Here is a 20,092-nt window from a genome sequence, read left to right on the forward strand (position 1 = left end):
GTCCCGGTCACCTCGACTTGCATCTCAAATTACGAGACGGCAATATCAAGACATGGACAACTCTAGCGGAGTCGGCGTACTTGACAAAGCGGTGCTCGTACTGAACGCGCTGGAGGCCGGCCCGGCCTCGCTCGCGCAGCTCGTCCAGACGACGGGGCTGGCCCGCCCCACCGCCCACCGGCTGGCCGTCGCGCTGGAGCACCACCGCCTCGTCCACCGCGACACGCAGGGGCGCTTCATCCTCGGCCCGCGGCTGGCCGAGCTCGCGGTCGCGGCGGGCGAGGACCGCCTGCTGGCGATCGCACAGCCCATCCTTGCGCAACTCCGCGACCACACCGGCGAGAGCGCGTCGCTGTTCCGCCGCCAGGGGGACGTCCGGGTCTGCGTGGCCGCCGCCGAGCGCACCAGCGGCCTGCGCGACACCATCCCGGTCGGCGCGGCGCTGCCGATGACGGCGGGGTCGGCCGCGCAGATCCTGCTCGCCTGGGAGGAGCCCGACCGGCTGCACCGCGGGCTGCGCGGCGCCAAGTTCGAGGCCACGACGCTGGCGTCCGTCCGGCGCAGGGGCTGGGCGCAGAGCGTCGGCGAGCGCGAGCAGGGCGTCGGGTCGGTCTCGGCCCCGATCCGCGGCGCCGGCGGACGGGTGATCGCCGCCGTCTCGGTGTCCGGTCCCCTGGAGCGGCTCACCCGCTCCCCCGGACGGCTGCACGCCGCGCCGGTCGCCGCCGCCGCCGAGAAGATCTCCGAGGGCATGCGCCGCACGGCGTCCTGATCGCCCGTCCTGATCCGGCCGTGTCGCGAATCACCACAAGCCGGACGGACATCGGCGTGTGCCCGTCTCCGCCCGTCCGACCTCGCTAGCGTTGGCCTCCGGTAAAGGGGGTGCAACGTGCAGATCTCCGAGCTCAGCGACCGGAGCGGACTCACGGTCCAGACGATCAAGTTCTACATCCGGGAGGGCCTGCTGCCGAAGGGCTCGATGGTGAGCGCGACGCGGTCGGAGTACGACGTGCGGCACCTGGAGCGGCTCCGGCTGATCAGCGCGCTGCGCGAGGTGGGCGACCTGCCGATCTCGGCGATCCAGGAGATCATCGGCGCCGTCGACGACGACCGGGTCGGCATGCACGAGCTGTTCGCCACCACCCAGCACGCGGTCGGCCCGCACGTCGCCGCCCCGCACGACCCGCACTGGCGGGCCGCCCGCGAGGACGTCGACGCCCTCGTCCGCGAGCTCGGCTGGCACGTCGGCGACCGCGCCCCCGCCCGCGACCTGCTGGCGCACGCGTTCGTGGCGCTGCGCCGGCTCGGCTTCCCGATCACCCTGAAGGACCTGCGCCCCTACGTGAAGGCCGCCGCCGAGGTCGCCGAGCACGAGATCGGGCGGGTCGGCGAGGGCGCCCCGCGGGCCCGGACCGTCCATTCCCTGCTCGTCTCCACCATCCTCTACGAGCAGGTCCTCACGGCCCTGCACAGGCTGGCCCAGGAGGACGCCTCGGCACGCCGGTTCGGCACGCCGTCCCATCCGTGACCGCCCCTCCCACCAGGCATTTCCGGGATAGACAGTCGGAATTACCATTCATGTCCCGACTGAAGCCCCGAAATTAGGGAATTCACGTCCTCGCCTAATATGAAAGGCGATGACCGCGACACGATCTCCGAAGTCCTCCGGCAGGTGGACCGACCGCCTGCTCGCCGAGGGCAGCGACCCCGATCCGCGCTTCACCATGGCCAACGAGCGCACGTTCCTGGCCTGGATCCGCACGGCGCTGGCGCTGGTCGCGGGCGGGATCGCCCTCGCGCTGGCCCGCGAGCTGATCGACTCGCCGCTCCGGCAGGGCCTCGCGGTCGCCTTCGCCGGGAGCGGCGCCCTGGTCGCGGTGCTCGCGTTCCGCCGGTGGCTGCGCATCGAGCGCGCCCTGCGCCGCGCCGAGACGCTGCCGCCGCCCGCGCTGGCCCCTGTCATCTCCTACGGGCTGGCGGTCTGCGCGGTCGTCCTGCTGGTCGTCGTCCTGGTGACGCGGTGAGGCTCCAGGACCCGGGCGCGCAGCCGGAGCGGACGGCGCTGGCGTGGTCGCGCACCACGCTGTCGCTGATCGGCGCAGGGCTGCTGTGCGTGCGGCTCGCCCCGTCGGCGACGGGCACGGTGCTCGCGGCGGCGGTCGTGTGCGGCGGGGCCGCGCTGATGTTCCGCCGCACCCGGATGAGCTTCCACCACCGGCGCCTCCCGTCCCGGACGGGCGCCGCCGACCCGGCCTCGATCCTGATGACGACGGGTCTGGCGGTGCTGCTGGCGGCGGTCGCCGCCGCCTTCGCGTTCTGAGGCATGCGTGCTCCGCATGACTGGGGTGCGAAGTCTTCGCTGGTGACATGGCTGTCTTGCGCCTAGCGTCGATCGCGCCATGACACGAATCGCCTTTCTCGGACTGGGACGCATGGGCGTCCCGATGGCCCGCCGGCTCGCCGCCGCCGGGCACGACCTGACCGTCTGGAACCGCACGCCCGCCCGGGCCGCGCCGCTCGCGGGGTCCGGCGCCGCCGTCCGCGGCACGCCCGCCGAGGCGGTCCGCGACCGCGAGCTGGTCGTCACGATGCTCACCGACGCGGCCGCCGTCGAGGACGTGCTGTTCGGCCCGGACGGCGCCGCCCCCGCCCTGCCGCCCGGCGCCGTGATCGCCGACATGTCGACGATCGGGCCGGACGCCGTCCACCGCGTCCGGAGCCGGCTGCCCGAGGGGATCGGGTACGTCGACGCGCCCGTCTCCGGGAGCGTCCCGCACGCGGAGGCGGGAGAGCTGGTGATCCTCGCCGGCGCCGCACAGGACGATCTCGCCCGCTGCGCCGGCGCGCTGGCGGCCCTCGGACAGGTCCGGCACGTCGGCCCGCCCGGCTCGGGCGCGGCGCTCAAGCTGGTGGTGAACGGCGCGCTCGTCGGGAGCTTCGCCGTCCTCGGCGAGGCGCTGGCCGTGGCCGACCGGCTCGGCGTCGACTCCGGTCTCGCCCTCGACGCGCTGGCGCGCATCAGCCCCCAGGCCCGCCGTCTCAAGGAGCACACCGGCGGCGAGCCGCCGCGCTTCACGCTCGCGCTGGCTGCCAAGGACATCGGCCTGGCCCTGGACGGCTCCCCGCCCGCGGGCGTCCTCTCCGCCGTCAGGGCGCGGACGGACGCAGCGCTCGCCGCCGGGCTGGGCGGCCACGACCTCGTCGCACTCACCGACCACATCAGAAGGACCCCAACGATGCGCCTCACGCTCGGCAACCCCGAAACCGTTCCGGCTCCGCCGAACCCCGCCTACTCCCACACCGCGTACGTGACCCAGGGTCCGATGCTGTACGTGTCGGGGCAGATCGCCCTGGGCGAGGACGGCCAGGTGGACAAGCCCGGCGACATGACCCGCCAGTCGGAGGTGGTCCTCTCGCTGCTGGAGCGGATCCTCGCCGCGCACGGGGCGGGCTTCGGCGACGTGGTCAACATCCGGACGTTCATCACCGACATGGACCGGCTGCGGGAGTACGGCGCCGTCCGCAGGCGGTACTTCACCGGCCCGCCGCCGACCAGCACGACCGTCGAGGTGTCCCGCCTGTTCCACCCCGACGCCCTGCTGGAGGTGGAGATCGTCGCAGCGGTGCCCTAGAGCCGCGGCTCCCCGGCCCCGTCGCCGGGGCGCAGGTCCCCGGCCACTTCGCGCAGGTCCGCAAGGAACGCGGTGACGGCCGGGGACCTGCGCGCGTGGCGTCCGACCGCGGCGTAGACGGCGCGGCGCGGCTGGTCGGACGCCACGCCGCGCAGCACGACACCGTCCCGCGCCAGGGCGGACGCCGCCAGCGCCGGGACGAGCGTGACGCCGAAGCCCTCGGCGACCAGCCCCAGCTTGGAGATCCACTCAGCGACCCGCAGCGGCGTCCGCGGCACGAACCCGGCGGCCTCGCACCGGGCGCGCAGCGCCGCGATCGCCTCCGGGTCGTCGGCGACGATCCACGGCTCGTCCGCCAGCTCGGCGAACGGGACGCGCTCGCGCCCGGCGAGCCGGTGGCCGCTCGGCAGCGCGACGAGCAGCGCGTCGTCCAGCAGCGCCACCAGGCCGTCGGCGGCGATCGAGGGGACCTTGTGCGTGCTGACCAGCGCGATGTCGAGGTCGCCCGCCTCCAGCATCGGCAGCAGGCGGTCGGTCGTGCCCTCCCGGAGCAGCGGCTGGACGCCCGGGTGCCGGGCCCGGAACCGGGCGAGCGCGCGGGGGACCAGCGCGGCGTTGGCGGTGGCGAACGCGCCGAGCCTCAGGGTCCCGGTGTCGAGCCGGCGCAGCCCGTCGAGCGCGCGGGCGGTGTCGGCGAGCCGCTCGAGGAGTGCGCGCGCGTGCGGGAGAAGGTACTCCCCGGCGGGCGTCGGCCGCACGCCCCGGGCGCCCCGCGCGAACAGCTCCACCCCGCAGACGTCCTCCAGGGTCGCGATCTGCCGCGAGACGGCGGACTGGGTATAGCCTTCCGCGGCCGCGGCGGCGGTGAAGGAGCCCAGGTCGGCGACGGCCACGAAGGTCCGCAGCAGGACGGGGTCGAGGGCTTCGGCACGCACTCCCCGGAGCATACGGCCACCGTCACCACGAGCACCGCACCTGGAGCACGGCACCCACCCGCCCCGGCACGACGGACACCGTACGACGGGCACCGTACGACGGGCACCGTACGACGGGCACCGCAGGCACAATGAACGCCGCAGGCGCTGGAGCCACCGCAATGGAGCGGGTGGATAGCATCGCGGCATGGTCGAGAGGCGTCCGTTCGTCAGTCTGGCGACCGATTTCGGTGCCGCCTACACCGCGATCTGCGCGGGGGTCGTCTACTCGATCGCCCCGGCGGCGAACGTGCTCGTGCTCAGCGACGAGATCACCCCGTACGGCGTCCGCGAGGGCGCGATGCTGCTGCGCCAGGCGCTGCCGTACCTGCCGGTCGGCGTGCACGTCGGCATCGTCGACCCGGGGGTCGGCACACCCCGGCTGCCCGTCGCGATCGAGACCGGGCGGGGGGACGTGCTGGTCGGGCCCGACAACGGCCTGCTCGTCCCGGCCGCGGCGAAGCTGGGCGGCGCCGTCCGGACGCACGCGCTGGAGAACCCCGCCTACCGGCTGCCCGAGGTGTCGACCTCGTTCCACGGCCGCGACGTCTTCTCCCCCGCCGCCGCCCACATCGCCTCCGGGGTCGCCGTCGCCGACCTCGGCGCGCCGGTGGACCCGCAGCCGCTGGACGTCCCGCCGCCCTCGGTGAGCGGCGGGGAGTTGACGGCCCCCGTGCTCTACACCGACCGCTTCGGCAGCCTCGTCCTCGGCGCCGAGCGCACGGACCTGGCGGCGGCGTTCGGCGAGCTCGCTCCGGGCGCCCCGCTGGAGGTCACGTGGTCCGGGGCCGCCTCCGGCACGCTGCGCGTGACGTTCGAGGAGACCTTCGGCGGCGTCGCGCCCGGCACCCCGCTGCTGTGGATCGACTCGTCCGGCTGGCTGGGGCTCGCGGTGAACCAGGGTTCCGCGCGGGAGACCTTCGGCCTGGCGGACGTGCGGTCCCTCACCCTCCGCACCGCCGCCGGCCGGGTTGCGGGAGACTGATCGGCGTGGAAGATCTCGACGTCGTCGCGTGGATCCAGGTCTCGGACGGCCGGATGCTCGCCGTCCGCTCCCGGGGCCGCGACCTGCTGTACCTGCCCGGCGGGAAGCGGGAGCCGGGAGAGGACGACTGGTCGGCCCTGTCCCGTGAGGTCCGCGAGGAGCTGGACCTCGAACTGGACCGGACGTCCTTCCGGGAGCTGGGCGTCATCCGGGCGCCGGCCCACGACCAGCCCGACTTCGCCCACGTCCGCATGGCGTGCTTCACCGCCGCCTACCGGGGCGCGATGGCCGCGGCGGGCGAGGTGGACGAGTACGTCTACGTGGGGCGCGGCGAGCGGCACCTGCTCGCGCCGGCCGCGCAGGCGGCCCTCGACCTCGCCGAGGAGCACGGCCTGCTCGCCTGATCGACCTTCGGATCCCGCGTCCCGCGACTTTGGTCGCCGCGGCATGGTCCGGTGGCCGCTGCCCTGGCGGCCCGTCCCCGGAAGGCTCGGGGGCGGGCGGCTCGACCAGCGAGGGGCAGACATGTCAGACAAGACCGGGCCACGGAAGACCGGGTCACAGATGATCACGGCGCGGATCAGCCGCAGGGCCGTGCTCGCCGGGACGGCCGCGGCGGCCGTGTCCGGGGCGGCCGTCGTCGCCTGGGACGCGATGACCGGCACCGCGGACGCGGCGCCCGCGCGCGGACGGCGGCTGCCGCAGCACGGCGTCAACTACGACACCGAACGCGAGGTGTGGAAGCCCGCGTACGTGCGGCGCGAGATCCGGGCGATCCGCCGCGACCTGCACTGCAACGCCATCATCCTGCTCGGCTCCGACCTGCGGCGCCTCATGCTCGCGGCACGCTGCGCGGCGCGGGAGGGCATGTTCGTGTGGTTCGAGGCCCGCCAGTTCGACCGGGACGCGCGGACGACGCTGAAGTTCCTCACCGCCGTCGCGAAGGCGGCCGAGGGGCTCCGCCGCACCCACCCCGGCGTCGGCATCTCGGTGGGCTGCGAGCTGACGATCTTCATGGCCGGGCTGGTGCCCGGCAAGGACTGGCGGGAGCGGGCCGCCAACCTCGGGACCCCGGCGGGCGAGGGTTGCAACGAGCGGTTGAACGCGTTCCTCGCACGGGCGCTCAAGACGGTCCGGCCGCTGTTCGGAGGCCGCCTCACCTACACCTCCGGCGTCTGGGAGGAGGTCGCCTGGCGCGGCTTCGACGTCGTGGGCGTCGACCTGTACCGGGACGAGACGAACGAGGCGACCTACGCCCAGGAGGTCCGGGCCCTGCACCGGTTCGGCAAGCCCGTCGTCATCACCGAGTTCGGGTGCTGCACCTACCGGGGCGCGGACAAGCGCGGCGGCGACGGGTTCGACATCGTCGACTGGTCGCAGGACCCGCCCGCCATCCCGCCGGGGTTCGTCCGGGACGAGCGGACGCAGGCCCGCTACATCTCCGAGCTGCTGGACGTCTACGAGGCCGAGGGCGTGTACGGCGCGTTCGTCTACGACTTCATCGAGCCCGACGGCCCCTACTCCCCCGACCCCGCCAGGGACCTCGACATGGCCGGGTTCTCCCTGGTCAAGGTGCTCGCTCCCGAGACGGGCCTCGGCTACGAGAAGACCGGCCACTTCGAGCCGAAGCTCGCGTTCCGCACCCTCGCCCGCCGCTACGCCCCCTAGGCGTTCTCAGGGTGCTCCCCTACGCCGGGGGCGGTACGCGGCCAGGGCGGCTGTGATCGGCGAGTCGTAGCACAGGTGCCGCTGTACGGCCGATGCCCGGCCGCGTGCCGTACCCGCAGCATCATGGACATGACGAACACGACGCAGACCATCATTCGCCCCGACGCCCCCGTCCATCCCCACGGCGGTCCGCCGAAGCTCTCGCCCGCGGAGCTGCGCGCCGCGCAGACCGAGACCCTGCAAGGCCCGCGCCTGAAGCACGGCCTCCTGGCCCGGATGCTGTTCAAGCAGATGGACCTGGTCTACGGCCGCGAGCGCACGCTCGTGAAGTTCACGATGCTGGAGTTCATCGCCCGCGTCCCCTATCAGGCGTGGGAGCGGATGGGCTACCTGTCGCTGTCGCGGCACCGCCGGCGCTCCGCGCTCGCCACGCGGGTGTACGAGCGGATCGTCGAGACCCGCGAGGAGCAGGACAACGAGCAGTGGCACCTGCTGATCCTGCAGGACATCGTCCAGCGGGACGGCCTGAAGCAGTCGTTCGTGCTGCACCGGCTGGCGCCGTGGCTCGTGGCGTTCTTCTACTACCACGTGTCGTGGCTGCTGTTCCTGCTGCGGCCCGAGATGAGCTACCGGCTCAACGCGGACTTCGAGGACCATGCCGAGCACGAGTACATGGCGTACGTCGCCGAGCACCCCGAACTGGAGCGCGTCCCCGCGCCCTCGACCTACGCCGCCCAGTACGGGCACCACGGGTCGCTGGCCGATCTGCTCCGCCAGATCGGCCACGACGAGCGGGTCCACAAGCTCGACAGCCTGGTCAACATGCGGGCTCCCCGGTTCCAGGACTGACGGTGCCGGAACGCGTGGCCGCGGCCGGGTCAGGAGGCGGCGAGGGCGGCGCCGCTGGCGATGCCGAGGGCCAGGGAGAGCAGCGCGGCGGCGGTGGCGACCGCGGTGGCCGCCGCGGCGGCGCCGGACGCCCGGCGCGGCGCGCCGGACGGGCGGCGGAACAGCGGGACGATCCAGCGCAGGTAGTAGAAGACGCTGGCGACCGTGTTCACGGCGGCGACCACCGCGAGCCACGTGTAACCGCCGTCCAGCGCGGCGCCGAACATCAGGACCTTCCCGACGAACACGGCGGTCGGCGGCGTCCCGACGAAGCCGAGCAGGCAGACGACGAGGGAAAGGCCGAGGGGCGGGGAGGCGCGCAGCAGCCCGGCGTACCCGGCCAGGTCGTCGCGGCCGGCGGCGAGCACGACCGCGAAGGCGCCCAGGTTCGTCACCGCGTAGGCGGCGAGGAAGTACAGGAGCGCGGGGCGGGCCAGGTCGGTGCGTCCCGCCATCGCGACCGGGACGAGCAGGTAGCCCGCCTGGCTCACGGTCGAGTACGCCAGCAGGCGCCGGACGTTGTCCTGCCCGAACGCTGCGAGGTTGCCGAGCGTCATCGTCGCCGCCGCGATCACGGCGAGGAGGGCGGGCCAGCCGGCCGGGGCGGTCTCGGCGCCGAACCGGTAGAGGGCGGCGAACGCGCCGATCTTGGGGACGGTGGTGACGAACGCGGCGACGGCAGGCGGGGCGCCCTCGGTCACGTCCGGCACCCAGTAGTGGCCCGGGACGGCGCCCGCCTTGAACAGCAGCCCGGCGAGGAGCGCGACGAGGCCCGCCGCGACCGCCGCCGCGGGCGCGTCCGCGAGCCCGGTCCGCAGCACCGGGTACGCGGTGCCGCGCCCCACCCCGGACAGCAGCGCCACGCCGCCGAGCATGACCACGCCCAGCAGCGCGCCCATCAGGTAGTACTTCAGTGCGGCCTCGGTCCCGGGCGCGTCCTTGCCGAACCCGGCGAGCGCGTAGGCGGGGATGCTCGCCAGCAGGTAGGCGGCGACCAGGACCAGCAGGTCGGACGAGGCGCCGAGCATGATCGTCCCGAGCGCGGACAGCAGCAGCAGCACGTAGTGCTCGCTCTCGCGCGGATGGTCGCGGACCTGCCCGGCCGCCAGCAGGACGACGGCGAGCGTCGAGCCGAGCACGGTGATCCGGGTGACGTGCGTGATCGGGTCGACGGAGAAGGAGTCGAAGGCCATGAGGGCCGGACGGGTCGCAGCGACGCCCGCGAAGGCCAGCCCCGCGACGAGCCCTGCCGAGCAGACCGCCGCGACCGGCCACTGCCGCACCCGGGGCAGGAACATCCCGGCGACCAGCCCCGCGACGGCCGCGGCCAGCACGCACAGTTCGGGGGCGAGGTCGGCGGGGTTCTCGTTCATCAGCGGCCCACCAGCCCGACGACGGCCGCCGACAGCGGCTCGATCGTGTCGAGCAGGACGCGCGGCGCGACGCCGATGAGCAGCGACAGCGCCAGCAGCGGGACGAGCGCGGCCAGTTCGGGGCGCCGCAGGTCGGTGACGAGCGGGGTCAGCTCGCCGGGCGGCCCGACCACGGCGCGGTGCAGGACCCGCAGGAAGAGGGCGGCCGTGACCAGGATGCCGAGGACGGCCAGCGCGCCGGTGACGGCCGTCGCCACGGTGCCGCTGCCGATCGTCCCGGCGAAGATCTGGAACTCGGCGACGAACCCGGACAGGCCCGGCAGCCCGAGCGAGGCGAACGCGGCCACCGAGGTCAGCGCGGCGAAGACGGGCGCGCCGCGCGCGATCCCGCCGAACCGCCCGAGGTCGTAGCTGCCCGCCCGGTCGTACAGGACGCCGCACAGCAGGAACAGCGCGCCGGTGACGAGGCCGTGGCTGACCATCTGCGTGACCGCGCCGGTGACGGCGAGCCGCCGCGCGTCGGCGTCGCCGGCGGCGTACCCGGCCGCGCCCAGCGCGAGAACGATGTAGCCCATGTGGTTGACGGACGTGTACGCGACGAGACGCTTGACGTCGTCTTGCGCCAGCGCGACCAGGGCCCCGTAGAGGACGCCGACCAGTCCCACGATGAGGAACACCAGGGCATAGCGGCGCCAGGCGTCCGGGAGCATCGGCATCGCGATCCGGACGAGCCCGTAGGTGCCCATCTTCAGCATGACCCCGGCGAGGATCGCCGACCCGGCGGCGGGCGCGTCGACGTGCGCGGGCGGCAGCCAGGAGTGGAACGGCACGACCGGCGTCTTGATGCCGAGGCCGATCCCGACGGCGAGGAGCGTCAGTGCCGCCAGCCCGCTCCGTCCGGCCAGCGGCGGGGTGCGGGTCAGCTCGACCATGTCGAACGTGTGGGGGTCGGCGCCCAAGTACAGGCCGATGAACCCGAGCAGCAGGACGAGCGACCCCAGGAACGTGTAGAGGAAGAACGTCAGCGCCGACCGCGACCGGTCCCCGTGCCCCCACAGCAGGATCACGAAGTACATGCCGACGATCGACAGGTCGAAGAAGACGAAGAACAGCAGCAGGTCGAGGGCCGCGAACAGCCCCAGGCACACTGTCTCCAGGAAGAGGAACAGGATCGCGAAGGCCCGCACCCGGTGCGTGTGCCGCAGCGAGTACACGGCGCACGCCGCGAACAGGACGGCGGTCAGTGCCAGCAGCGGCAGCGACAGGCCGTCCACGCCGACGTGGTAGCCGGCCCGGACGGACGGGATCCACCGCACGTTCGTCTCGTACGCGATCCCGCCGCCGGTGCCGTGCGCGACCCACATCCCGATGACGAGGGCGAGGTCCAGGACGGTGACGCCGATCCACGTGTACGGGACGGCGCGGCGCGGGACGGCGGGCAGCACGAGCGCGACCGCCAGCGGAAGGAAGATCACCAGATTCAGCAAGGGCTCACCCGACCAGGACGGCGACGACGACGAGCACCGCGAGCACCACCGCGGCCTGGGCGTAGTACATGTGGACCTGCCCGGTCTGCGGGCGTCGCGCGAGGGCGCCCAGCCCGCGGGCCGCGCGCCCGACCGCGGCGACGAGGCCGTCCACCCGGAACTCGACGCGGCGCCCGGCCAACCCGGCGACCGCTTGGCCGCCGCGTGCGACGCCCTGGACCGCGCCGTGAACGACCCGTTCGTCGAAGCGGGCCAGCAACCGCGCGACGGCGAACGCCGGACGGACCACCACGGCCTCCGCGGCGCGGCCGACCACCCGTTCGTCGAACCGGGCCAGCGCCCGCGCGGCGGCGAACGCCGGACGGACCGCCCCGGCCGACGCGGCGCTCTCCAGCCAGAGCCAGTTCACCGCCCACCCGGGTTCCGGGATCCGCCGGACGGCCATGACCGAGCCCACGGTGACCACGGCGAGGACACCGGAGAGTGCGATCAGCCACGGGTCGGGCCCGCTCTCGTCCGGCACGCCGAGCATCCGCCGCCAGGCGTCCGCGACCGGGGGCACGCCGAGCACTCCGAGCACGGTCGCCGCGAAGGCCAGCACGACCAGCGGCGCCTGCTGCGGGAACGGCACCCGGAAGGCGCCGCCTCCGGCCGGACGGAACGCGGCGAGCAGCGCTTTCGCGGCATAGGCGGCCGACAGGACGGAGGCGGCGAGCCCCACCGCGAGGAGTGCGGGCGAGCCGCCGACGCCGGCGAGGACCTCGTCCTTGGTGACCCACAACGACAGCGGCGGGACACCGGCCAGCGCGAGCGCCCCGGCGCCGAACGCCGCGCCGACCGTCCGGTGGCGCCGCGCCGCGCCTTGCAACGCGTCCAATCGCCGCGTCCCGAGCACGCCCAGCCACACGCCTGCACAGAGGAACAGGAGGCTCTTCACCGCGGCGTGCGCGACGAGCTGCGCCGTCCCGCCGCCCACCGCACCGGCGCCCGCCCCGAGAACCATGAACCCGATCTGCGAGCACGTGGACGCGGCGAGAAGCTGTTTCAGGTCGCGCTGCGCAAGCGCGACGGCACCCAGGACCAGGGCGGTCACCGCCCCGGCCCAGCACACGAGCGTTGCCGCCCAACCGGTCGCGGCCAGCAGCGGATGCACGCGCATCAGCAGGTACGCGCCGGCAGCGACCATCGTGGCCGAATGCAGGAGCGCCGACACCGGGCTCGGGCCGTCCATGGCGCGCGACAGCCAGAACGAGAACGGGAGCTGCGCCGACTTCCCGAGTGCCGACACCACGAGTCCGGCGGCGATCAGGTCCCGCCAGGGGGTGCCGGCCGCGGCGAGGTCGTCCAGCCGCAGGGAGTGGGCGCCGGCGACCGCGAAGCCCGCCGCCGCGTAGAGGCCCGTGTCGGCGGCGCGGGTGGTCAGGAACGCGACGCCGGCCGACCGGACCCGCCGCGCGTCCGACCACTCGTAGCCGATGAGCGCGTACGACATCGCGCCCATGACCTCCCAGCCCATCAGCAGCAGCACCAGGTCGGTCGCCGTCACCGTGACGGCCATCGCCGCCGCGAACAGCAGCATCAGGCCGTGGAAGCGGGCGCCGTACCCTTCCCCCGCCGCGAAGGCGACGACCGCCGTCAGGACGGCGGCGAGCGTCACGAGGAGGACGGCCGACAGCCCGTCGACCGCGAGCCCGCCCGGCCACCCGGGAAGGAACGCGCCGTGGCCCGGTCCGCTCATCCCCTGAGGTCCCCCGCGTCGTCGGTCATGTCCACGTCGCGGGCCCGGAACAGGGCGGTGACGACGGCGAACCCCATCGCCATCTCCAGCGCCATCACCGTGATCGCGACGAGGACGAGCACCTGCCCGTCCGCCATGCCGGGCGACACCCAGAACCAGAACGCGGCCGCGGCGACCACGATCCCGTTGATCATGAGTTCGAGGCCCATCATCAGCATCACGATCGACTGCTGCGACAGCGCCCCGAACAGCCCGACGCAGAACAGCGCGGCCGCGAGCAGCAGGAACGCCTCCAGCGTCATCGCGCACCGTCCCCGTCGTCGCGCGGGTCGTAGCGGCCCCGGTGCGCGGCCAGCACCACCGACGCGATCATGGTCGCCAGGATGGCGACGCCGATCACCATCATGACCAGCATCTTCGGCCCCATGATCGCCTCACCGAGCGCCACCGTGGGATCGCGCGGCGCGCGGCCCGCCCGCTCCGGCCAGGGGACGGTGAGGATTCCGGCGGCCAGGGCCGCGAAGGCGGCGCCGGAGATGCCGAGCGCGCCGCGCTTGTTGTGCAGCATCGTCATCGGCATCAGCCCGCCGGGGTTCATCATGTACATGACCATGAAGACCGCCATCACCAGCATCTCCATGATCATCATGAGGACGACCAGCACGCCGAGGTAGTGCAGGTCGATCAGGAGCAGCTCGCCGCCGACGCACAGGAACGACGCCAGCAGCGCGAACGTCGCCCGCGCCATCGAGTCGACGACGAACACGGTGACGCCCGCCCCGACGGCGGCGACGGCCAGCACCCAGAACGCGACGGCCTCCACAGCGCTTCCTCCTCACGCGGTCCATGCGCGACTCCCCACGTGCGCTCCTCCCACACACCTCCTCATACGACGACGATCGCGACGACGAGCATTTGCAGCACCGAGGCCGGGATCAGGACCGTCCACGCCACGGTCATGGCGCGGTCCATGCGCAGCACCGGCAGGCGCTGCCGCGTCCAGACCAGCAGCGACAGGACGGCGCACGTCTTCAGCAGCGACCACAGCCACGCCGGCAGGAGCGGCCCCGCACCGCCGCCGAGGAACAGCGGGACCGCCACGGCCGAGGCCACCGCCAGCAGCCCGTAGCGTCCCGCCAGGAAGACGAGCCGGTCGGGCCCGGACAGCTCGGCCAGCACGCCGCCGGCGACGTCGTCGCCCACGGGATGGTCGAACGGACCCCAGAACGCCATCGCCGCCGCCGAGACCAGGTAGACGGCGAACGCGACCGGCATCCAGACCGCGAACCACAGGCCGTCCTGCGCCTGCCCGATGGCGCGCAGGTCGAGCGAGTGCGCGGCGAGCCCGGCGGTGATGAGCGCGAACATGTGCGGCAGCTCGTAGGCGAGCCCCTGCGCGAGGAACCGGTAGCCGCCGACCAGGCCGAACGCCGAGTTGACGCCCCAGCCCGCGAGCCACACCGACCCCCAGGCGACGACCTCCATCGCGTTGAACCAGACCACGCCGATCCGCGTCCCGACCGCGACGCGGTCGCCGAGCGGCACCACCAGCGCCGCCAGCGCCGCCGCGACCGGCAGCGACACGACCCCGATCCTGGTGAGCAGGACGTCGGCCCTCGCCGTGACGCGCCGCTGCGTCGTCAGCAGCCGCGCGGCCTCGCGGAACGGCTCGGCCGGGCGCCCGGCGAACGCGCCGCCGAGCGACGCCGCCGCCGCCGCGAGGACACCGAGGACCAGCACCTCAACCATCGGCGACCGCCCCGAGGTCGGGATCCAGGCTCGCGACGATCAACCGGGCCCGGGCCAGTTCCGCCCCCTGGAGGAGCACCGGCAGGACGGCGGCCGTCTCGTCCCAGCTCTGGCGCGGCCGGACGGGGCGTCCCTCCAGGGCCGCGCCGATGTCGCGCAGCCAGCCGTCCAGCCGGTCCTTCACGAAGCCCCGCGTCATCCAGGCCAGCGCGCGCGATCGCCCGACCATCCGGGCGAACGACGCGAACCGCCGCACCAGCGCGTCGTCGGAGGCACGGGCCAACGCCTCGTCCCGCAGCACGGCCGCGCGCTCCCCGGCCGCCTCCCAGCCCGCCACGCGCAGGAGCCGGGAGAGGCTGTCGAGACGCGACGCGGCCTGGCGCTCCTCCGTCCAGAACGTTCCGCCGCCGGTGTCGACCGCGGCGACCGCGGCCGCCTGGACGACGTCCCCCTGCAACGTCAGGTCCACGCGCAACCCCGCAGGCCAGTACGACAGGACGGGGCCGAGCGGCACGTGCAGGACGTCCAGCTTCAGGCCGTCCCGGTCGTCGGCGCGGTCGGCCATGTCGGCCTCCAGGTCCAGGGCGGGGCGCGGGCCCCCGGGTTCCCCGTCCAGGTCGAGGGCCGAGGCGCGGACGCGCGGCTCGGGCATGTCGCGCCAGACCACGTCGATGGCCTCGGTCAGCGCGGGCCCGGGGTTCCCGCACACCACCAGCATCCCGGTCTCGGCGGACGACAGGGCGGGACGCCACCGGCGGCCTCGCAGCGCGCGTTCGACCGCGAGGCGGTCGCGCGTGCCGTCCGCCGCCGAGACGACGAACGGGCGCGGCGCCGCGAGCCGCCTCAGGCCGGGGGACCGTGTCAGGCCCATCGGAACACCCCCTCCCGCCACGCGTAGAGGACGCCGACCAGCAGCAGCGCCAGGAAGGCGAACATCTCCACGACCGCCTTGACGCCGATCGACGCGACGACGAGCGCCCACGGGTACATGAAGACCATCTCCATGTCGAAGGCGAGGAAGACCATCGACACCGTGTACCAGCGCACGTGGTAGCGCGACACCGCGTGCTCGGCCGGGCGCGCCCCCGACAGGAACGGCCCGCTCTCGAACGCGCGGGGCGCCGCCGCGGACGAGACCGCGTAGACCCCGGCGACCAGGGCCGCCACCAGCCCGAGAACCGAGAGGACGGCGGCGAACGGCGGCATTGCCCCTCCGGGGTACGGGTCACCTGCTAGTCGCCCTCTACCTGATCGGTCCCCCGGTGAAACATCTTCCGGCCCGGCCGTTCCGCCGCCGGGACGGCCGTGGCCCCGGGTCAGGCGTGGCGGACGCGGTCGGCCTCGGCGGCGGCGAGGATCATCTCGTCCACGACCCAGCGGGCCTCCGGGGACAGGTCGACCAGGGCGCGCAGCACCTCGGGCCGGATGATGCCCTGCTCGACGTCCCGGCGCAGGGCCTTGAGCGTGAGGTCCTCGCCGATGGGCCCGGACTCGCCGGCGAAGCCGAAGTAGCCGATCGGCACGCCGAAGAACGTGGCGAGCGCCGTCAGCGTCTTCAGCTGCGGATTCTCCTGCCGCCCGGTGCGCAGCTTCCACACGGTGGTGGAGGAGATGTCCTCACCGGTGGCGCGCGCGATGGCGGCGGCCGTCTCCACGTTGTTGCGCGGCGGGTCCGCGTCCGCCGGCCAGAGATTCTGGATCAGCCACTCGACCTTCTCGGCGAGCGACGCTCCCGGCGGCACCTCATCCGCATGACGCTGCATTCGGCTCCCACTCCCCCCATCGCCAGCGATTTAAGTTGACCACATCCTCGTTCGTCAGCCAAGGACATGCGTCCAGACGGGACGTCGGGCCCCCGAGCCGGGCACCGGCTCCCCCGGCCGCGGCGGGACGTCCGCGGAAGCCGGAGACAGGAAATTGGCCCTGAAATTCGCACGGACCTTCGGCCCACCGAGTGGTCCGCTTCCGTTTCCCGTCGCCGCGAACCGCCAAGGACATCCATTTTCATCACGCCGAGAAATCCAATATGAAGCGCATTATTTAATCCGGCATTCACGACAAAAGTGCCATCACCCTCTAGCGCGAATCACCGCCCGGCAATGGCCTCGGACAACCCCGCCGGCGCGGCCTTACAACGGCACATAATGCCAGGTAACACCCAAGGTCAGGAGAGGATTCCCGCATAAATACCCCACCGGCGAAGCGTTGATCGTCAATGATTCCCGCCTCCGTCGCCTGTGCAGATGGGACCTCTCCGGCACACTGGGCAAGTGGGGCGGCGATGCCAGACGGGGCGAAGCCGGTCGACTCCCCTCCGCGCACGGCCGAATCCTCAATTCCAGTTCTTCGGCAACGCCTATTCCACTAGCATGTTGTTCACTCGCTCACGGGGACTGGGAATGCCCCGCCGAGCCAGGGGGGTTTTCGAGGACGCGGAGGGGCGGTCGGGGGGGCCGCCCCTCTCGCATGCCCGGCACCGGCCGAGACGAGCACCCGGGCCGCACCGGGCGGGCTAGAGACTGGTGACCAGGGTCTCGGCGAACCGGCGGATGGCGCCCTCGTCCCGCTTGTAGAAGTGCCAGGCGCCCATCTTCTGCCGGGTGACGAGGCCGGCCTGATGCAGGATCTTCAGGTGCGCCGAGACGGTCGGTTGCGACATGCCCGCCCGCTCCTGGATGGTCGACACGCACACCCCTTCGACGTCGAAGTCGCCGACCGCCTGGTGGCCGAAGTTCGCGGCGGGGTCCCTGAGCCACTGGAGGATCTCCAGCCGTGCGCGGTTGGAGAGGGCACGCAGCACATCCACCTCGATCCCCTGCACCACGTCGCTCATGAGGCCAGGGTAGCCGCAGCCCCAGGGGGCGCCGGCCCGCGCGGGACGACACCTCGGCGGCCACACGCAGAGTCATATTTGAATTTAGCTATATGACGATGTAACTTCCTCCGGGCGCCCTCCTGCGGGGTGGCGCACGCACCGCACCGCGGTCCGGCCCCGGACCGGCGGCCATCGACAGCAGGGAGCACGCCGATGAAGATCGGAATTCTGGGCACCGGGCGCATGGGGACGAGGCTGGCGGCGATGTACGCCCGCGCGGGCCACCAGGTCGTGCTCGGATCCCGCGACACCGCCCGCGCCCGGCGCATCGCCGGGGGCCTCGCCCTCCCGGGCCTCACCGGCGGCGACTACGACCAGGCCTTGGAGGCGCCCGTCGTCCTGCCCGCCATCTTCCTGCGCGACGGCCTGCTGACCCGGCTGGAACCCCTGCGCGCGGCGCTCGCGGACAAGATCCTCATCGACATCACCAACCCGTTCAACGCCGACTACAGCGACTTCATCACCCCCTGGGACACCAGCGGCGCCGAGCAGATCGCCGCGACGCTGCCCGGCACCCGCGTCGTCGGCGCCTTCAAGAACGTGTGGTGGGAGGTCTTCGACGCGCCGGACTTCGACGGACTCGCCAGCGACGTCTACGTCGTCTCCGACGACGAGGACGCCAAGAAGCAGGTCATCGCGCTCGGCGAGGGGACGCCGTTCCGCTACGTCGACGCGGGCCGGCTGAGCAACGCCCGCACCGTCGAGCGGATGACGCTGCTCAGCGGTGAGCTGGGCACCCGCCTCGGCTTCTTCCCCCGGATGAACTACACGCTGCTCGGGCGGCCATGGCGGCCCGGCCAGGCGGACGACACCGTCGGTGCGCTGATCGCCCGAGCCGGGGGCGGCGCCGAGTGAGCGCCGTGGCCGAGCGCCTGCGGGCGGCCGGACTGCGCCTTCCCGAACCGCCCAGTCCGCTCGGACGATACGTCCCCGCCGTGGCGGCCTCCGGCCTGCTGTTCCTCAGCGGGATGCTGCCGCTGCGCGACGGAGAGCCCGTCATGTCGGGACACCTCGGACAGGAGCTCGACACGGCGGCCGGCCGCGAGGCCGCCCGGGTGGCGGCCCTCAACGCCCTCGCCGTGGCCGACGCCGAAACGGGCCTGGACTCGGTGACGCGCGTGGTGCGGCTCGCGGTGCACATCGCCTGCGACCCCGGGTTCCGCCACCACGCGGCCGTGGCGGACGGGGCGTCGGAGGTCTTCGACACCGCCTTCGCCCCCACCCGCCACAGCCGGCTCGTCTTCGGCTCGACGGCGCTGCCCGCCGGGATGCCGCTGGAACTCGAAGTCGTGCTGGCGCTGGGCACCGCACCGTCCTGACGTCCCGTAGCCATGGACGCGCGGGCGAAGCGGCTCCGCTGTCCGGGCACGAAGAGGCCGGTCTCCCACCTGGGGACCGGCCTCTGCCCCGCCCGCCCCACAGCGGCCATCCGGGTCAATTCGCGGACGGTCCGCTTGGGCCGGGCGGCGGGCCGGGGGCGTCGAGGCCGAGGGCATGGTGCATCTGGTCGGCTGTCCAGGCGGTGTACTCCTGCTCGCTCCAGCCCCGCGTCCGGACCAGGGAGCGGTAGTGGGACGGATCGTTGAACATCCACACGACGTCCACGGCGCGCTCACGATCGAGGCGGAGTCGCCCGGGGCCGACCGCCTCGATGCGGTCGATCACCATGGCGGCCCCGGCGCGCCGGTTGCGCTGCATCGTCTCCCACAGGCCGGCCGGCTCGGGGCCTTCGTCCGCGGCCCGGCGCACCACCTCGAAGATCTCCGCGGCGCGCGCGCCGATGATGCGGCAGACCTCGGCGTAGGCGGTCAGGACCGCGACCGGCGTCGGCCCTTCCATCACCGGACGGAACCAGGGGCGCTCGGCGACCGGCACGGGCTCGTCGTCGCCCGCCAGCGCCTGGTCCACCACCTCGCGCAGCAGCGCGGCCTTGGAACCGAACGCGGCGAAGGCGGTCGGTCGCGCCACCGCGGCCTCCCTGGCGATGTCGGCGAGGGACGCGGCCGCGTAACCGCGGTCGACGAAGAGCCGCCCCGCCGCCGCGACGATCGCCTGCCGGGTCTGCCTGGCCCGCTGATCACGCAGCGGCGAGTCGTACCGGCGCCGCCCGCGGGCCGCCGTGCCGTCGTTGACGCCCATCACGAGGCATACTAGCGTATTATTCAATAGACGTTGTCTCTTCAAATTGGAGGCGGCCATGGCGTCCGTCGTCCGTCCCTACGTCCTCGGGAGCGCCGAAGGGCAGGCGCTGTGGTTCCTCGGCAACCTCGTCACCGTCAAGGCCGCGGGCGCGCAGACCCGGGGCCGGCTCACCGTCGCGGAGTTCCTCCAGCCGGCCGGCTTCGCTCCGCCGCTGCACCGGCACCTGGAGGAGGACGAGATGTTCCACGTCCTTTCCGGGACCGCCCGCTTCATGTGCGACGGGGAGGAGTTCACCGCCGGCCCGGGGGACTTCGTCCTCCTGCCGGTCGGACTGCCCCACACGTTCGTCGTCGGCTCCGGCGAGCCCCTGCGCTGTCTGCAGATCACCACACCGTCCGGCTTCGAGGAGTTCGCCGCGGAGGTCGGCGTCCCGGCCCGCGAGCGCCGGCTCCCCGAACCCGAGCCGGTCGACCCCGCGGCGCTCGGCCATGCCGCCGCACGCCACCGCATCGAGATCCTCGGCCCTCCACCGGCGGCCGGTGCGGGTTGACCCTGACGTCGCGGGAGGCTTGAGGATCGGG

24 protein-coding genes are annotated in these 20,092 nt (G+C 73.4%); 12 read left to right on the plus strand and 12 right to left on the minus strand.

Annotated elements, in window-relative coordinates; all coding sequences use genetic code 11:
- Positions 1-52 precede the first annotated feature (52 nt).
- The 5 genes from K4S16_RS06760 to K4S16_RS06780 all read left to right on the plus strand — a co-directional run bounded on the left by K4S16_RS06760 (position 53) and on the right by K4S16_RS06780 (position 3,632).
- Positions 53-772, plus strand: coding sequence for an IclR family transcriptional regulator (locus tag K4S16_RS06760; RefSeq protein ID WP_141577631.1), 720 nt, complete (start codon positions 53-55; stop codon positions 770-772).
- Positions 773-889: 117 nt separating this feature from the next.
- Positions 890-1,528: a MerR family transcriptional regulator gene (locus tag K4S16_RS06765; RefSeq protein ID WP_149257848.1), complete on the plus strand. Its 639-nt coding sequence runs from the start codon at positions 890-892 to the stop codon at positions 1,526-1,528.
- 109 nt (positions 1,529-1,637) lie between these two features.
- Positions 1,638-2,024, plus strand: a complete 387-nt coding sequence (locus K4S16_RS06770) for a YidH family protein (protein WP_149257849.1) — start codon at positions 1,638-1,640, stop codon at positions 2,022-2,024.
- Positions 2,021-2,320 (plus strand): DUF202 domain-containing protein, encoded by a 300-nt coding sequence (locus K4S16_RS06775; RefSeq protein WP_149257850.1) that lies wholly within the window; start codon positions 2,021-2,023, stop codon positions 2,318-2,320. Before K4S16_RS06770 ends, K4S16_RS06775 begins: the two co-directional genes overlap by 4 nt.
- 79 nt (positions 2,321-2,399) lie before the next feature.
- Positions 2,400-3,632, plus strand: coding sequence for an NAD(P)-binding domain-containing protein (locus K4S16_RS06780; RefSeq protein WP_149257851.1), 1,233 nt, complete (start codon positions 2,400-2,402; stop codon positions 3,630-3,632).
- Here the strand turns inward: K4S16_RS06780 and K4S16_RS06785 are convergent.
- Positions 3,629-4,567: a LysR family transcriptional regulator gene (locus tag K4S16_RS06785; protein ID WP_305790868.1), complete on the minus strand. Its 939-nt coding sequence runs from the start codon at positions 4,565-4,567 to the stop codon at positions 3,629-3,631. The genes K4S16_RS06780 and K4S16_RS06785 overlap by 4 nt on opposite strands.
- 187 nt (positions 4,568-4,754) lie before the next feature.
- Between K4S16_RS06785 and K4S16_RS06790 the strand changes: the two genes are divergently transcribed.
- The 4 genes from K4S16_RS06790 to K4S16_RS06805 all read left to right on the plus strand — a co-directional run bounded on the left by K4S16_RS06790 (position 4,755) and on the right by K4S16_RS06805 (position 8,108).
- On the plus strand, positions 4,755-5,591 hold the full coding sequence (locus K4S16_RS06790; protein ID WP_149257853.1) for an S-adenosyl-l-methionine hydroxide adenosyltransferase family protein: 837 nt from the start codon (positions 4,755-4,757) through the stop codon (positions 5,589-5,591).
- Between the two features lie 5 nt (positions 5,592-5,596).
- On the plus strand, positions 5,597-5,995 hold the full coding sequence (locus tag K4S16_RS06795; protein ID WP_149257854.1) for an NUDIX domain-containing protein: 399 nt from the start codon (positions 5,597-5,599) through the stop codon (positions 5,993-5,995).
- Positions 5,996-6,116: 121 nt separating this feature from the next.
- Positions 6,117-7,259, plus strand: coding sequence for a hypothetical protein (locus K4S16_RS06800; RefSeq protein ID WP_200841701.1), 1,143 nt, complete (start codon positions 6,117-6,119; stop codon positions 7,257-7,259).
- 129 nt (positions 7,260-7,388) lie between these two features.
- Positions 7,389-8,108 carry an alternative oxidase gene (locus K4S16_RS06805; protein ID WP_160160859.1) on the plus strand — a complete coding sequence of 240 codons (720 nt, stop codon included), beginning with the start codon at positions 7,389-7,391 and terminating at the stop codon, positions 8,106-8,108.
- Between the two features lie 29 nt (positions 8,109-8,137).
- Here K4S16_RS06805 and K4S16_RS06810 read toward each other — a convergent pair whose 3' ends face one another.
- The 10 genes from K4S16_RS06810 to K4S16_RS06855 form a co-directional block, all read right to left on the minus strand.
- On the minus strand, positions 8,138-9,520 hold the full coding sequence (locus K4S16_RS06810) for an NADH-quinone oxidoreductase subunit N (RefSeq protein ID WP_149257856.1): 1,383 nt from the start codon (positions 9,518-9,520) through the stop codon (positions 8,138-8,140).
- Positions 9,520-11,007 carry a NuoM family protein gene (locus K4S16_RS06815; protein WP_149257857.1) on the minus strand — a complete coding sequence of 496 codons (1,488 nt, stop codon included), beginning with the start codon at positions 11,005-11,007 and terminating at the stop codon, positions 9,520-9,522. The genes K4S16_RS06810 and K4S16_RS06815 overlap by 1 nt, the downstream gene beginning before the upstream one ends.
- 4 nt (positions 11,008-11,011) lie before the next feature.
- Positions 11,012-12,745: a proton-conducting transporter membrane subunit gene (locus K4S16_RS06820; RefSeq protein WP_149257858.1), complete on the minus strand. Its 1,734-nt coding sequence runs from the start codon at positions 12,743-12,745 to the stop codon at positions 11,012-11,014.
- Complete coding sequence (gene nuoK / locus K4S16_RS06825) at positions 12,742-13,047, minus strand: NADH-quinone oxidoreductase subunit NuoK (RefSeq protein ID WP_149257859.1); 306 nt, start codon at positions 13,045-13,047, stop codon at positions 12,742-12,744. Before nuoK ends, K4S16_RS06820 begins: the two co-directional genes overlap by 4 nt.
- The gene (locus K4S16_RS06830) at positions 13,044-13,568 is read right to left on the minus strand and encodes an NADH-quinone oxidoreductase subunit J (RefSeq protein ID WP_149257860.1); all 525 of its coding nucleotides are present in this window, start codon (positions 13,566-13,568) and stop codon (positions 13,044-13,046) included. The genes nuoK and K4S16_RS06830 overlap by 4 nt, the downstream gene beginning before the upstream one ends.
- 62 nt (positions 13,569-13,630) lie before the next feature.
- Positions 13,631-14,494 carry a complex I subunit 1 family protein gene (locus K4S16_RS06835; RefSeq protein WP_149257861.1) on the minus strand — a complete coding sequence of 288 codons (864 nt, stop codon included), beginning with the start codon at positions 14,492-14,494 and terminating at the stop codon, positions 13,631-13,633.
- Entirely contained in the window at positions 14,487-15,365 is an 879-nt protein-coding gene (locus tag K4S16_RS06840) for a hypothetical protein (RefSeq protein WP_149257862.1), read from the minus strand. Before K4S16_RS06840 ends, K4S16_RS06835 begins: the two co-directional genes overlap by 8 nt.
- A complete protein-coding gene (locus tag K4S16_RS06845) occupies positions 15,356-15,700 on the minus strand; it encodes an NADH-quinone oxidoreductase subunit A (protein WP_149257863.1) in 345 nt (114 codons plus the stop codon). The genes K4S16_RS06840 and K4S16_RS06845 overlap by 10 nt, the downstream gene beginning before the upstream one ends.
- Before the next feature lie 110 nt (positions 15,701-15,810).
- Positions 15,811-16,257, minus strand: coding sequence for a helix-turn-helix transcriptional regulator (locus K4S16_RS06850; protein WP_141577646.1), 447 nt, complete (start codon positions 16,255-16,257; stop codon positions 15,811-15,813).
- A gap of 749 nt (positions 16,258-17,006) precedes the next feature.
- The gene (locus K4S16_RS06855) at positions 17,007-17,327 is read right to left on the minus strand and encodes a helix-turn-helix transcriptional regulator (RefSeq protein ID WP_149257864.1); all 321 of its coding nucleotides are present in this window, start codon (positions 17,325-17,327) and stop codon (positions 17,007-17,009) included.
- A gap of 195 nt (positions 17,328-17,522) precedes the next feature.
- Between K4S16_RS06855 and K4S16_RS06860 the strand changes: the two genes are divergently transcribed.
- Both K4S16_RS06860 and K4S16_RS06865 read left to right on the plus strand, forming a co-directional pair.
- Positions 17,523-18,224, plus strand: a complete 702-nt coding sequence (locus tag K4S16_RS06860; protein WP_149257865.1) for an NADPH-dependent F420 reductase — start codon at positions 17,523-17,525, stop codon at positions 18,222-18,224.
- Complete coding sequence (locus tag K4S16_RS06865; protein ID WP_200841702.1) at positions 18,221-18,688, plus strand: RidA family protein; 468 nt, start codon at positions 18,221-18,223, stop codon at positions 18,686-18,688. The genes K4S16_RS06860 and K4S16_RS06865 overlap by 4 nt, the downstream gene beginning before the upstream one ends.
- Positions 18,689-18,803: 115 nt before the next feature.
- Here the strand turns inward: K4S16_RS06865 and K4S16_RS06870 are convergent, their stop codons facing one another.
- Complete coding sequence (locus tag K4S16_RS06870; RefSeq protein ID WP_149257867.1) at positions 18,804-19,508, minus strand: TetR/AcrR family transcriptional regulator; 705 nt, start codon at positions 19,506-19,508, stop codon at positions 18,804-18,806.
- 58 nt (positions 19,509-19,566) lie between these two features.
- Here K4S16_RS06870 and K4S16_RS06875 point away from each other — a divergent pair, with 58 nt between their 5' ends.
- Positions 19,567-20,061: a cupin domain-containing protein gene (locus K4S16_RS06875; RefSeq protein WP_149257868.1), complete on the plus strand. Its 495-nt coding sequence runs from the start codon at positions 19,567-19,569 to the stop codon at positions 20,059-20,061.
- The last annotated feature ends 31 nt before the right edge of the window (positions 20,062-20,092 follow it).

The organism is Actinomadura sp. K4S16, assembly GCF_008327685.1.
Lineage (GTDB): Bacteria > Actinomycetota > Actinomycetes > Streptosporangiales > Streptosporangiaceae > Spirillospora.